Source organism: Antrihabitans stalagmiti (genome assembly GCF_016482825.1).
GTDB lineage: Bacteria > Actinomycetota > Actinomycetes > Mycobacteriales > Mycobacteriaceae > Antrihabitans > Antrihabitans stalagmiti.
This window is the reverse complement of record NZ_JAEMNV010000007.1, coordinates 25,870-39,540: the sequence shown is the minus strand read 5'-3', so window position 1 is coordinate 39,540 and position 13,671 is coordinate 25,870. Positions and strand designations below refer to the sequence as shown.

Sequence of the window (13,671 nt, the reverse complement as noted above, 5' to 3'; positions counted from 1 at the left end):
ATTCGGGCGCCGAACTGCTCACAGGCCGGTCGGGTAGGTCTCCGGCGTCTCGCCCTCGATCCACCGGCTCGTGGGGTCCAGCGGCTCGACCGCTCTGGTCCTGTCGATGTGAATGACAGCGTCGAACTGGCCTGCGGGTCGGACGTGGTAGTAGTGACTCTGCCTCTCGGTCTGTGGCGAGTAGATGACGCCGATTGCGCGTGCGAGCCGGACAGTCCGCAATGTGTCTGCTGCCGCGCCGTCGACGTCGCACCGAACAAGAAACTCCTTGTTGTCGGTCTCGTGGAAGAGTTCTTCGACGCTACCCGCTAGTGCGGGAAGAACGACTTTGCGCTGTGCCACTCCGCCCCATTCCCCGGCGGCGGTGACCGTTCCACCGAAAGTGCTGAACCCGATCAGGCGGCACGCCTGGCCGTATCGTTGCCGCACGAGTTGACCAAGGTTGACTTGCCCTTCGGTTGCGACTTCGGTTGCTCGTGCATCTCCAACGTGGGAGTTCTGCGCCCACACGACAATTCGTGCCGCCGACCTCCTGTGCAGTTCGAGATGCGCGACAAGCGCGTCGAGCGTCTGCGCCATGTGCTGATCGCGCAGATTCCATGACGAGACTCGACCGGCGAACATGGTGCGGTAGTACTCTTCGGCATTGCGTACGGCCCACGCGTTACGTTCGGCGTAGAAAGCCTCGTCGAACTGGTCAGGGTCGCCGTTCCGTGCGTAGGTCAGTGCGCTACTTCGCATGTCGACAAGCTGTTCGACCGCTTGCCGCTCGCATGATTCGCCCGCACCGAAGGCCGCGGCAAATCCGTAGGACTGCCCGTCGTCGGCCGCGAGGTGTTCGAAGCAGGCGTACCGCTTCCGTGCGCGCTCTGCCGCGAGCGGGTCGACCGTTTCGAGGTAGGCGACGACTTCGTGCATCGAACGGTGCAGGGAGTAGAGATCCAAGCCGTAGAAACCGGCCTTCGTGTCGCTGCGCTGATTGCGGTCGGCGAGCCAATCGACGAAATCACGAACGACGGTGTTGCGCCACATCCACGCTGGGAATCGTTCGAAACCGCTCAACGCGTCAGCTGCGTTCGCATCGTCACCGAGGCCGCGGACATACCGATCGACGCGATGGGCGTCCGGCCAATCCGCTTCTGCCGCAACTGCGCAGAATCCCTTCTCTTCGATCAGCCATTTGGTCATTTCGGCACGTGCGGAGTAGAACTCGTGTGTTCCGTGTGAACTCTCCCCGATCAGCACGATTCGTGCGTCGCCGATCAGGTCGTCCAGCTCGGCACGTGGTGGGACGCCGCCTGGGGCATCGATCGCGACCATCGCCACGGCCGAGGCGGGGACGAGGCGCGTCGAGCGGCCTGTGACGTGTGTAGGGGTGTGCAGAAATTCGCGCGCTTCTTCGTCGCTCACCTGCCGGAAATTCCAGAACGATGCACTTACTGCTGTAAACGGTGATGGCATTGTGGCGCAGACCATCTCGTCGACCAGATCGCCGACCTGACGGCAGGTCGATTGTGGCGCGGCGGGTACGGCGACGACAAGGCGGGCCGGCTCGGCATCGCGCAATACTTCGACCGCGGCCAACATGCTTGCGCCCGTCGCCAAGCCGTCATCGACCAGAATGACGGTCTTACCGGTGACATCGATAGGTGGTAGGTCACCACGGTAGGCGGCTTCTCGCCGAAGGAGTTCGCGCCCTTCCCGCACCGCGACTTCCCGGAGCTGGCCGGGAGTTACGCGCAGACCACGGATCAAATCGTCGTTCAGTACAAGGCGACCGCCGCTGGCGATCGCGCCGAGAGCGACTTCCTCACGCCCGGGCACACCCAATTTGCGTACGACCAAGGTGTCCAGGGGTGCATCGAGTGCGGCCGCAACTTCCCATGCGACGGGGATTCCGCCGCGCGCAAGTCCAAGCACCACTACTCCAGGTCGGTCGCGGTAGGCAGCGAGCAGCCCACCGAGTACCTGTCCGGCTTCGCGCCGGTCGCGAAAGATCCTGTGCGGACCGGTCTGCGGGAGTTCCTTCTCGACGGTCATTTCCGATCCCCTTACCGCGCACAGCTTTCGAGAGACGTCACGTGCGACCGACATCGCGACCGAACTCGATCGAACGTCCACGCAGGAGTCTGCCGCGGCGAAGCAGAGGGCGATGCGGTCTGTAGTCGACACTCCCAGTGCCGAAAGTCCCCTGGCCATTCCAGCGCGGCTCGAGGACTCGGGCCACGGCTCGGTGTGACTTTCGGCTCTGTGGTCGGTCTGCGTACTTGTCTAGCGTTCACTGAGCAGTCAGGCGGATATGGAAGGAAAACGAGAGTGACACAGCAGGTTTCGAGTTGGAACGCTGTGAAGTCGGTTGCAATGTCCGTCTTCCGGTTCATGGTCCTTTTCTGTGGCGGACGAATTCAGCAGCCGCAACGGCATGTCGGCGGTCGATTGACTTTTGCAAACGGAACCACCGCTCGGGTGTTTCGAGAGACGGTCGTTCGGGACGCGCCGACGGCCGATTCGGCCGTGTTGGTTGTCGAGTTTCGTCTTCGCTGGGTGCACGGATTCTTGCATCGGGTGTTTCGCTGGGAAAGCTTGCTCAACACTCCGTTGTTCGTCGGCTTTCCCGGTTTCGTGTCGAAGCTGTGGCTTTCGCACGATGAGCGAGAGGTGTATCGGGGGATCTATCAGTGGAGCGGGGCAGCCCGCGCCGAAGCATATGCCGAGGCGCTTTCGCTCATTCTGCGGCCGGTGTGCGTGCGCGGAAGTGTTTCGTATCACGTGATTCCGGGCGAGGTTCGAGAAGAGTTCGTTGCCGGCCGTGAAGAGCTGGCGCGAAAGCGCAGCCTTCGGTTCGGGGCTCAGTCATGGGCCGTGGCATGAGTCGCGGTCGTCCAAAAACTTCGAAAGGAGTCGACGTGAAGATCGATCGACCAGTTGTCGTCGGAATCGACGGCTCGGATGTAGCGAACACCGCGTTGCGGTGGGCCGCGCGCTATGCGGCCGAACACGAGGTTCAGCTCATAATCGTCAACGCACTCGGGGACCCTGTAGTTTTCGGTTCTCGGATTGGCAGTGTGACGACCGATATCGAGCCGATCCGGGCAGCATCCCGAAAGCTACTGGCGCAGGCGAAGATCGAAGTGGCGACTATTGCGAATGCGGGCGGAATCGAGGTGGCCACACAGCTGACCGCAAGTTCACCCGCGTCGACTTTGATCGATATGTCGAAGGATGCCTCGATGGTCGTGGTCGGCAGTCGTGGCCTCGGTGCCTTCCGCCGCGGCCTGTTGGGGTCGGTAAGCACAGCGCTCGCTCATCACGCGCAGTGCCCGGTGGCGGTGCTCCACGAAGCTTCGCCCGACTCGCGTGGAAGTGACGGTCCCATTGTTGTCGGAGTTGACGGAACTCCGAACAGTGTGCCGGCGATCGAGATCGCATTCGACGAAGCGGACCGTCGTGACGCCGAGCTCATCGCCGTGCACGGTTGGGTCGATACGAGTGATTTCGACTTTCCGGTCGAGGACTGGTCGGGTGCAATGCGAGCCGAGGAAGAGAAATTGGACGACGACCTCGCGGTGTGGCGGAAGCAGTATCCGAACGTGCGGTTGACGAGCATGGTTGTGCGCGATCGCCCGATCCGGAATTTGTTCGAACAGTCCGAAAATGCGCAGCTGCTTGTCCTCGGCAGCCATGGTCGCGGCGGTTTCGCCGGCATGATGCTCGGATCGACCAGTCAAGCTTTGCTGCATAGTGTCGAATGCCCGGTCATCATCGCCCGGGGTCCGTCATGAATAAATCTGTGACCAGCCCGCCGAGTCCGACGCGTCGGTCGGATGCAGCGACGTTATCTCCGCTCGACGCGTTTCTGCTGGTTCAGGTCGAGGCGATCCTCGAGGCAAAACGCTCTTATCGCCGCGGTGAACCGGACGCAATCCATCGCATTCGGGTAGCGGTGCGCCGCGCGATCAGTGTACTGACCGAATTCGGTGCTGTGGTCGGCAGTCCTACTGACGTCAGCGAGTTGAGCAGCGAATTGCTCTGGCTGAGCAAACAATTGGGTGGTGCCCGCGATCGCGAGGTGCAGCAGAAGCGGTTGTGCGAACTGTTTGCCGAGCTCGACCCCGAGTTGATAGTTGGGCCGGTCCGTCGACGCCTGCAGCTACATTTCGACGGCCTCGAAATGGCCGAATCCAACCGAGTGGAACTAACTCTCGATTCGGTGCAGTTCAAGGCGACGCTCGATGCGCTCCGAGAGTTCGCATCGTCAGGACGAGAATGGAACGAGACCGATCACAACGCCGTCATAGTCGTCGTCGCGCATGCAGAACGTCGTGTGACGAAGCGGCTACGTGACGTCCAATCCGAATCATCCGGAAGCGTCCGCGACGCCGCAGTGCACCGAATGCGTAAGGCTGTCAGACGTCTGCGCTACATCGTGGAAGCGTTCGAGCCCGTGTCGGGGCAGGACGTAGGACGCGCGATCTCGACTTTGACCACCCTGCAGCTTTCGTTGGGGGAGCATCAGGATTCGGTCACCGGACGTGAACAGTTGCGTGCGCTGCGGCGTGATGCGGAACTGTGTAGAGAAGACACCTTCACCCTCGGCATCCTGTACCAACGCGAGATCGACAACGGAGATCGTGCGATCGGAAACCTCGTGAGGGAGTGGCACCGAGCCGAACGAGCGTGCAGAGCCTTTCGAGAGCACAGTCGAAACCTGAGTGTCGAGGCCGTCGAGCGATGAGTAGTTCGCTCTCGATACTTGTTGCGTTCGCCTCTGCGCGAGGGTCGACTGGCGAAATCGCGGGCTTCATCGCGAACCGCCTGCGCCTGAAGGGTTTCGATGTCGACCTCTGCTCCGTCGACCAGGCGCCAAATCCTCGGCACTACGACGTAGTAGTCGTAGGAAGCGCAATACACGACAGAGCGTGGTTGCCGGACGCGGAGCGCTTCCTGCGCAGACACCGTGTCGTGCTGCAGGGACGAGACGTATGGCTCTTCAGTGTCGGCCTGTCACCCGCCCTGCACGGTCCGGTCGGTAGGCGGTTGAAGCGTGCGGTCCCGAAAAATATTGCTTCGCTACTCGAGCTGATCTCCGTGCGCGAGTATGCGGTGTTCGCCGGCGTTTTCAGTCGAGCAGACACAACGCGAGTCAGCCGGATCGTCTACCGACTCATCGGAGGTGGCGGATTCGGTGACCTTCGAGACTGGCAAGCCATCGCTCGCTGGACTGACGGCATCGGCGCGGCTGTGAGCCGCCGTGGTCTCACGGACGCAACGCACGAAGCACCGTAGCCACTTCGAGAAGCGCAGCGCGCAGGAAGCCGAAACCACCGAGTAAGGAGAGATCGATGGCAGTTCGAATAGGGGTGAACGGCTTCGGCCGGGTCGGTCGCAATTTCTTCCGAGCGCTGGATGCGCAGCGAGCGGAAGGAAACGCAGATCTGGAAATCGTTGCTGTGAACGATCTTACGGACAACAAAACGCTGGCGCACCTACTCAGGTACGACTCCGTTCTCGGCAGGCTGCCTCATGGAGTCAGGGTCGACGGCATGGATATCGTATTGGGAGACAGTCGAATTCGATCATGGACGAGCGCCGACGGTCCGGCGGCGATCCCATGGGCCGATCTGGGCGTAGATATCGTGGTCGAGTCAACTGGCCGATACACCGCCGCGGAACAGGCGCGGGCGCACCTACACGGCGGCGCGAAAAAGGTTGTGGTGTCTGCGACTTCGAAGGGCGCAGATCTCACCGTCGTGATGGGTGTGAATCACCGCGACTACGACGGAACTCAGAACGTCGTATCCAACGCGTCGTGCACCACCAATTGCTTGGCTCCGATGGCGAAAGTCATGGACGAAAACTTCGGTATCGAACGCGGTCTCATGACGACGATCCACGCCTACACCCCGGATCAGAACCTGCAGGACGGTCCGCACCGCGACCTTCGCCGAGCTCGCGCCGCAGCCATAAACGTCGTCCCGACGTCCACGGGGGCTGCACGCGCAATCAGTGTGGTGCTACCGCAGCTGGAAGGCAGACTCGATGGCTACGCACTGCGCGTTCCCGTACCGACTGGGTCCGCCACCGACCTCACCGTTGTCGTCCGTGAACCTGTGACAGTGGAGGCGGTCAACGCAGCCTTCGCGGCTGCGGCGACAGGGGAGCTCGCAGGCTTCCTTTCCTACACGGACGACCCGATCGTTTCCTCCGACATCGTTACCGACCCTTCGTCGTGCATCTTCGACGCTGGACTCACGAAGGTCACCGGCAACCTGGTCAAGGTAGTCGGTTGGTACGACAACGAGTGGGGCTACGCGAACCGCCTTGTCGACCTGACGAGATTGGTGGGATCGACACTCTGACGGTAGAAGCGAGACCAATCGACCTTTACCGACCAAGTCTCAGGATCGCGCTACGACGACAGCGGCTGCGCTTCGACGCTTGACAGCGCGGTTGACTTCGCGAGTTCTCAGCGCCGTTACATCAACCCTCCTACAGTCTAGGAAGTCACGAGTCGAAGCCGACGTTATGCTTCGTCTGGGCAGCTCGGCGCCGATTCACCGTGGGTCCGGGCGCCGACCTCGTTCGCCGGGAAAGGTGGCTGCGGTGGCCGCTCAGCGAGGACCGGTCGACCCGTTGGTCGACGACGGTCGAGTTCGGGTCTGGCGCAGTCAGCATCTCGAACTCGGTGTCCTCATCCACAAAGAGGCGATCGGCACGGGGGCGCTGGCGCGGATCGCGCACGAGGCATCGGTTCTGCGCCGACTCGACGGAGTGCCGGGGGTGCCGCGGTTGGTGTCGTCGCTCGACGTGTCCGGGCTGGTGGTCGCCGGGATCAGCGGGCGCCCGTTGTCTGAAGTTCTGGCTGAGCGGCGGCTGCGGGCGCTCGAGGTTGTCGTGCTCGGGCAGCGCCTGGCTACGACCCTGGACGCGGTGCACGAGGCGGGTATCGCGCACCATGGTCTGCACCCCGGCAACGTACTGCTGACCGAGGACGGCGGAGTCGAGTTGGTCGACTTCGACCTCGCGACGTTGATGGCCGACGTTCGTCCCGGTTTCACTCACCACCGCGAAATCCTGGGTCCGCTGCCGTACCTGTCACCGGAGCAGACAGGGCGGACCGGATCGGTCGTCGACCGTCGGGCGGACCTTTACGCGGTCGGCGCCGTTCTCTACGAGGCCGCGTGCGGTCGGCGGCCGTTCGTGCAGGATGACGCGTTCGAATTGGTGCGGGAGATCCTCACCCGCACGCCGATGCCGATTATCGAGCTCGACCCGACACTGCCACCGGCGTTGGACGCTGTGCTCGCCCGGCTTTTGGAGAAGGAACCGGAGCGCCGCTACCAGTCCGCCGCGGGCCTCGCCCACGACCTCGCCAGGATTGCCGCCGACGCCGCAACGACCTTCGCGCTTGGGGAGCGGGACTTCCCAGACCGCTTGTCCCCGCCTTCGCAGCTGGTCGGCCGGACCACCGAGATCGCGATCCTGGCCGCAGCGTTGGACGCCGTTGCCGACCCAACCGACCGGAGCGGCGGTGCCGCGCTCGCTGGCGGTGTCCTGCTGGTCCGCGGCCCTCCTGGCGTCGGCAAGTCGACACTCGTAAACACGCTGCGCCCGTTGGTGACTCAGCGCGGTGGATGGTTCGTGTCCGGCAAGGCCGACCAGGTCGTCCATGACTCCACGGCAGGCCTGCGCGGGGCCTTACGCGGACTCGCGCGGCTGTTGCTTGCCGAGCCGTCGGCGGCGCTGGAGTTCCAATCCCGCGAGCTCCGTCGACGGCTGCGGTCGAATGCCACTGTCCTTGTCGCGATGGCCCCCGAGTTTGCCCAGGTATTCGGGGAACCGACGGTCGCCGGAGATCTGGACGACCGCGAACTCGAGGACCGCACCCGGCAGGCGGTAATCGACTTGCTGCGGGTTGTCGCCTCTCCTCGCCGCCCCGTTGTGCTCGTGCTCGACGACTTGCAATGGGCCCCACCGGGTGCGCTCGACATGCTCGACGCGATCGCGCATGCCCCGCTCGTGGATGGCCTGCTGTTGGTGGCCACCTACCGGGACACCGAACCCGATTCGCGGCTCGCCCGTATTGTGGCCGGCTGGGAGCAGCTGGGAGTCGGACCGAGAACGGTGCGGCTTGCCCCGCTCGAGGTCGATGACCTTGCGACCCTGCTCGAGCACATGTTGCGGCTCCCTGCCGCGCCGGCTGCGGTGCTCGCCGTCATCGTCCGGGAACGGACCGGGGGCAACCCCTTCGACACGATCGAGCTCCTGAACTCTCTGCGCGAACACGGTGCATTGGTGCTAGGGGAGGACGGCTGGACTTGGGATGCCGACGTTGTCCGGGATCACGTCGGGCACAGCGACGTCGTTGCCCTGCTTACCGATCGGATCGATAAGCTCGGCCCGGACGCGGTCGACGTGCTCGGCGCTATGTCTTGCTTGGGCGCCGAGGTGTCGGGAACCGACCTCGCAATCGCGTGCGGCTTGCCGATCGGGCAGCTCGTCATCCACCTGACCAAGCCGCTGGCGTCGGGCCTCGTGACCCCCGTCCGGAACGGCCGACCCACGCTGGACCCGGTCGGCCAGTTGCGTTTCCGGCACGGTCGCGTCCAGCAAGCCGCGTTCGAGCGGTTCGGCTCCGATGAGCGGCGGTCGTTCCAGGTGCAGATGGGCTGGCGGCTCGCCACGGCCGGGCGGGACCTGCTGGCCGCCCGACTGCTACTCGCCGCCGACGTCCGGCCGCGGGATCGGGCCGAAGGTCAGCTCGTTGTCCGGCTCTTCCGCGCGGCCGCCGACGACGAGCGGCGCCGGACCGAGTTCACCGCCACCGAGCAATTCCTCGCCGCCGCCGCCCGAATATTGCGGGACGAGCCAACTGCGGCGCGCGAGCACTTCGCGGTGGAATCCGAGCGCCACCAGGCGTTGTACCAAATGGGGCGACTCGACGAGGCCGACAGCGTCTACGAGTCGCTGCGCGGGGCCACCCGCGACGCAATGGAGCTTGCTCAGGTCACCGCGACGCAGGTGGCCTCTTTGACCAACCGCCAGTTGTCCGCCGACGCGGTGGACCTCGGGCTACGCGTTCTTGCCCGCCTTGGGATGACGTTCCCGGAGCACGATGCGGCGGCGGAAGTCGCCCGCGGGCTGACAGAAGTCGTGGCGTGGACCAAGCAACTCGATGCGAAACTCGACGCAGCCCGCCCGGCAGTGACCGACCCGACCATTGCCGCTGTCGTCGCGGTGATGGATCGGCTCAGCCCGGCGGCGTTCTTCGCTGCACCTCTTGTGTCCGGGTGGCTGGTCACCCAGGCGAAGCGACTGTGGGAGATGCACGGTCCGAGCAGCGATCTGATGGCGGTGCTGGGGCACGGCTCGACGGCGTTCATCGCCGTTTTGGACGAGTACCGCGCCGGTCAACGCCTACTCACCCACGTCATCGCCGTCGGTGAGACCTACGGCTGGGAACGGGCGGTCGCCAACACCCAGTTCCTCTACGCGGTGACGAGCGCGCACTGGTTCGAGCCGCTCGAAGAGTGCGTCGCCACAGCGAAGCATGCTCGGGACGGGCTCCTGCACGTCGGCGACCTGCCGCAGGCGGGCTGGGCGTCCTTCCCCCTGGTCGTCGACACCTTCGAGACCGCGCCACACCTCGACCAGGTACTAGCCGAGCTCGCCACCGCGCTCGCCCTGGCCGACCGCACCGCCAACGTGCCGGTGCAGCGCTGTTTTTCGATCCTCCGCCAGTTCTGCCATGAAATCCGAGGCAGCTCGGACGCCGCGACGAGCCGGCCCAAGTCGGACGCCGACGGGCCGACTGTCGAGGCGCTTGCCGAAGTCGTTCCCATTATCGGCGCCTACCTGTGGCTTTTCCGGAGCATCGCAGCGGCTCTGACGGGAAAGTGGAAGATCCTCCAGGCCAACAGTCGCGCCGCTCACCAGAAAACACAACACCTCCCGGGAATCGTGATCACGCAGATGGTCAGCGTGCCGTTCGGACTCGACCTCAGCCTGCAGCTACGTCACCGGCAACCGGGCGAACCCGAGCATGCAGCACTGCTCGCCGAACTCGACGAGGTGCTGGCCTGGCTTCGGCGCAGGGCGCAGGATCAGCCGGAAAATTCGATCCACCTCGTGAGTTATCTCGAAGCCGAGCGTGCATGGGCGCTTGGTGACCACGACGGTGCACTTGCGCGGTTCGACTCCGCGTTGTCCCAGTTGGAGCGGGTGTCGCGACCGTGGCATCGTGCGCTGATCGCGCGCCGCGCCGGCGAGATGCACCGTGAGCGGGGCCTGGAACACAGCGGCCGGATGCTTCTCGCCGAGGCGCGGCAAGCGCTGGTCGACTGGGGTGCGGATGCGGTGGTAATCGATCTTGACCGTACCTACCCGTTCTTGCGCGATCGGTTTGTCGTGCGACCGGGGATCGCCGCCGGGTCCTTCTCGGCGCGCACGCTTCTTACTGCTGACACCATGGACACGACGGCGATTCTGCGAGTCGCGCAGGCTCTCGCGTCCCAGACCACGATGCCGGAACTGCATGGTGCGATCGTCGAACAGCTACGAGCCATCACCGGTGCGACAGCAGTGCAGGTCGTGCTGTTCGACGAGAGTACAGGCTGGCGGATCTACCGGGCAGCCACGGACACTGCCAGCGACACGGGCCTCGACGAGTCCGGCGCGGCAATGCTGGTACCGGTCAGTGCCGTCCGTTACGTGTTGCGCACGGGCGAGGCCCTCGCCGTGGACGACGCGACCGCGGACGACCGGTTCGCCAGAGATCCCTATCTCGAGGGCGAAGAACGGCTTGCGCTGCTCGTCGTGCCAGTGCTGCGCGGCGGGGCGCCCCGGGCGGTGCTCGTCCTCGAGAATCGCCTCACCAGCGGCGCGTTCACCACCGATCGGCTCGGGTTCGTCGACATGCTGACCGGCCAGCTTGCAGTCGCCTTGGACAATGCACAGCTTTACACCTCACTCGAGAGGCGCATCGCCGAGCGGACCGTGGCGCTGCGTTCGGCGAACGATCAGTTGGAGTTGCTCAGCACGACCGACGCCCTCACCGGGGTTGCAAATCGCCGCCGCTTCGACATGGCCCTTGCCGCCGAGTGGACACGATCGCTCGGAACCGCCGAGCCCATCACGCTGATCATGGCCGATGTCGACCATTTCAAGCAGTACAACGACGACTATGGCCATCTCGCGGGCGACGCGTGCCTGGTCGAGATCAGCCGACTGCTCACCGACAGCGCGCGCGACACCGACCTGCTCTGCCGGTACGGCGGCGAGGAGTTCGCAGCGATTCTGCCCCGAGCCGATCTCGAGGCAGCCGTGGCCGTGGCCGAGCGGATGCGGCGTGCAGTAGCGGGCGCGCGGTTGCCGCACACCCTGAGCGGCGGAATGGTGACGGTCAGCGTCGGCGTTGCATCGACCATCGCATCGACGAAGAGTCAACGCAGCGAACTTCTCGCCAACGCGGACGCCGCGCTGTACGAGGCGAAACACGCGGGCCGCAATTGTGTCCGTACGCGAGTCTCGTAGCCCGTCTCGATAGCGGGCACGCACGAATCCGCTGGCTCGCATGACCCGTCGATCAGGTCCTACTGGACTAATCCGTTGTGATGACGACTTTGCCTTTGGCTTTGCCCTGCTCGACGTAGGCGAGTGCTTCGAGCGTCTGGTCGAAGGGGAAGGTCCGGTCCAGCACGGGCCTGAGCGCACCGGCGTCGTAGAGACTCGCGAGTTCGCGCAGTTGCGCCCCGCTGGCGTGCATGAAGAAGAATTCGTAGTGCACACCTTGGTTTTTCGCGGCACCACGTATCTTGCGGCTGAGGAAATCGAGGGGCAGACCCATGAAAAACGGAAGCCCGAGTTGCTTGGCAAACGCTGAATCGGGTGGGCCCGCAACACCTATGGCGAGTCCGCCAGGTTTGAGGACGGTGAGAGACTTCTCGAGATTCTTGCCGCCGAGGGAGTCGAGAACGAAGTCGTAGTCGGACAGGAACTGCGAGAAGTCCTGCTTGGTGTAGTCGACTACTTCGTCGGCGCCGAGGTCGCGAAGCCGATCGGTGTCGCGTCCGTTCGCGGTCGTGGCGACGTGTGCGCCGAGATGCTTGGCCAGTTGGATGACGGTGGACCCGAGACCTCCTGCGCCTGCATGGACGAGGACCTTCTGGCCGGGCTTCACGTGTGCACGATCGACCAGAACCTGGTGCGCTGCGAGCGCGACGAGGGGGACTGCTGCGGCTTCGTGCAGGGTCAGTGATGTCGGCTTGAGTGCCACGTCCTCTCGGTCGACGGCGATGTACTCGGCGAAGGTGCCGATGCGCAAATCGCGAGGGCGAGAATAGATTTCGTCGTCGACCTTCAGATCTCGGACGGCCGATCCGACCTGCGTGATCACGCCGGCGACGTCGTGTCCGAGTACGAACGGCGTCTTGTACTTCAGCAGTTGTTTGAACTCACCGTTGCGGACCATCGTGTCCAGAGGGTTGATGCTCGCGGCACTCACCTTGACCAAGACATCGTTGGAGCCCACCACGGGTAGGGGTAGGTCCGCAGCGCGGAGGCCGTCCTTGCCGTATTTGTCGACTACGTATGCCTTCATATCTGTCTTCTTCCTCGTTGCGCTCGGCTGCCGTCAGCGGCTGTAACTTCGTTATACACGCCGCGAATCGTCGGAGTCAACGAAAAGTAACTTCGTTATATTTGTACGACGAAACTATTGCCGCAGTCGCTATAACCAAGTTACATTCTCTGCATGAAGCACAAAATTGCTGGTCAGAGGATCGTGGTAACGGGGGCGGCGCGGGGCATCGGAGAGCAAGTCGCCCGTCTTGCCGTCGCCCGAGGTGCTCGTGTAGCGCTGATCGGGTTGGAAACCGAACGACTGCGTGCACTAGCTGTCGACCTCGGCTCGTCCGCTTCGTGGTGCGAGGCTGACGTACGCGACGGTGCGGCGTTACGTGCCGCGATCGACGCGAGCGCCGCGGAACTTGGCGGCATCGACATCGTCGTAGCCAATGCGGGCGTCGTTGCTTACGGGACGGTGCGCCAGGCGGACGAGGACGTATTCGTCAAGGTGCTGGACGTCAATCTCAACGGAACATTCCGAACCCTGAAATACGCCACGCCACATCTGGAGCGGAGTAGAGGCCACGTCGTCGTGGTCGCGTCGGCGCTGTCGTTCCTGGCTCTGCCGTCGATGGCCTCGTATGGGGCGAGCAAAGCGGGCGTCGAGATGCTCGCCGTTGCTTACCGACAAGAAGTTGCGCACTTGGGCATCACAGTCGGGCTGGTGCACCCGTCGTGGATCGACACCGACCCGGTCAGAGGAGCCGAAAAAGATCTGCCGTCGTTCGTGGGCTTGCGGAAGGAACTGCCGTATCCAGGCAACGTCACGACCAGTGTGGACAAAGTTGCCGGTGCGATCGTCGACTCGCTCGGGCGCCGTAGCGCCCGCGTCTACGTGCCACGAGCGGTCGGTGTCGCGCACTGGTCCAAAGCAGCGCTGAGCTCGCCCGTGGCGTGGCTGTGGGCCAAACGCTTTGCAGCCAAATGGGTTCCGAGCCTCGAAAGGGAGGTCGACGCCCTCGGGCGCACCGAGCAACTCGTGCCGCCACCCCAGCAACCCGCCATCGACCGCACTCACCTCTTTGCTGTAAACGACAAGTAGGGACG

At 64.0% G+C, this 13,671-nt stretch carries 9 protein-coding genes; 7 read left to right on the top strand and 2 right to left on the bottom strand.

Annotation, left to right across the window (positions count from 1 at the left end):
* Positions 1-18 precede the first annotated feature (18 nt).
* Positions 19-2,040, bottom strand: a complete 2,022-nt coding sequence (locus JGU71_RS20370) for an erythromycin esterase family protein (protein WP_199706134.1) — start codon at positions 2,038-2,040, stop codon at positions 19-21.
* Positions 2,041-2,316: 276 nt separating this feature from the next.
* Here JGU71_RS20370 and JGU71_RS20365 point away from each other — a divergent pair, with 276 nt between their 5' ends.
* The 6 genes from JGU71_RS20365 to JGU71_RS20340 all read left to right on the top strand — a co-directional run bounded on the left by JGU71_RS20365 (position 2,317) and on the right by JGU71_RS20340 (position 11,532).
* Entirely contained in the window at positions 2,317-2,871 is a 555-nt protein-coding gene (locus tag JGU71_RS20365; RefSeq protein ID WP_199706133.1) for a hypothetical protein, read from the top strand.
* Between the two features lie 35 nt (positions 2,872-2,906).
* Positions 2,907-3,782 carry a universal stress protein gene (locus tag JGU71_RS20360; protein ID WP_307829740.1) on the top strand — a complete coding sequence of 292 codons (876 nt, stop codon included), beginning with the start codon at positions 2,907-2,909 and terminating at the stop codon, positions 3,780-3,782.
* Positions 3,779-4,735 (top strand): CHAD domain-containing protein, encoded by a 957-nt coding sequence (locus tag JGU71_RS20355; protein WP_199706131.1) that lies wholly within the window; start codon positions 3,779-3,781, stop codon positions 4,733-4,735. The genes JGU71_RS20360 and JGU71_RS20355 overlap by 4 nt, the downstream gene beginning before the upstream one ends.
* A complete protein-coding gene (locus JGU71_RS20350; protein ID WP_199706130.1) occupies positions 4,732-5,286 on the top strand; it encodes a flavodoxin domain-containing protein in 555 nt (184 codons plus the stop codon). The genes JGU71_RS20355 and JGU71_RS20350 overlap by 4 nt, the downstream gene beginning before the upstream one ends.
* Before the next feature lie 56 nt (positions 5,287-5,342).
* Positions 5,343-6,359: a type I glyceraldehyde-3-phosphate dehydrogenase gene (gene gap, locus JGU71_RS20345; RefSeq protein WP_199706129.1), complete on the top strand. Its 1,017-nt coding sequence runs from the start codon at positions 5,343-5,345 to the stop codon at positions 6,357-6,359.
* Positions 6,360-6,603: 244 nt separating this feature from the next.
* Complete coding sequence (locus JGU71_RS20340) at positions 6,604-11,532, top strand: diguanylate cyclase (RefSeq protein WP_199706128.1); 4,929 nt, start codon at positions 6,604-6,606, stop codon at positions 11,530-11,532.
* A gap of 67 nt (positions 11,533-11,599) precedes the next feature.
* On the opposite strand, the gene JGU71_RS20335 is transcribed toward JGU71_RS20340, so the two are convergent.
* Positions 11,600-12,598: an NADP-dependent oxidoreductase gene (locus tag JGU71_RS20335; protein WP_199706127.1), complete on the bottom strand. Its 999-nt coding sequence runs from the start codon at positions 12,596-12,598 to the stop codon at positions 11,600-11,602.
* A gap of 153 nt (positions 12,599-12,751) precedes the next feature.
* On the opposite strand from JGU71_RS20335, the gene JGU71_RS20330 reads away from it, so the two are divergent.
* Positions 12,752-13,666 (top strand): SDR family oxidoreductase, encoded by a 915-nt coding sequence (locus JGU71_RS20330; protein ID WP_199706126.1) that lies wholly within the window; start codon positions 12,752-12,754, stop codon positions 13,664-13,666.
* The last annotated feature ends 5 nt before the right edge of the window (positions 13,667-13,671 follow it).

What these genes read in the sequence shown, in the direction of transcription:
- JGU71_RS20355 (WP_199706131.1), top strand. Translation starts at nt 3,779, where the DNA reads ATGAATAAATCTGTGACCAGCCCGCCGAGTCCGACGCGTCGGTCGGAT.
- JGU71_RS20330 (WP_199706126.1), top strand. Translation starts at nt 12,752, where the DNA reads ATGAAGCACAAAATTGCTGGTCAGAGGATCGTGGTAACGGGGGCGGCG.
- gap (WP_199706129.1), top strand. Translation starts at nt 5,343, where the DNA reads ATGGCAGTTCGAATAGGGGTGAACGGCTTCGGCCGGGTCGGTCGCAAT.
- JGU71_RS20335 (WP_199706127.1), bottom strand. Translation starts at nt 12,598, where the DNA reads ATGAAGGCATACGTAGTCGACAAATACGGCAAGGACGGCCTCCGCGCT.
- JGU71_RS20370 (WP_199706134.1), bottom strand. Translation starts at nt 2,040, where the DNA reads ATGACCGTCGAGAAGGAACTCCCGCAGACCGGTCCGCACAGGATCTTT.
- JGU71_RS20350 (WP_199706130.1), top strand. Translation starts at nt 4,732, where the DNA reads ATGAGTAGTTCGCTCTCGATACTTGTTGCGTTCGCCTCTGCGCGAGGG.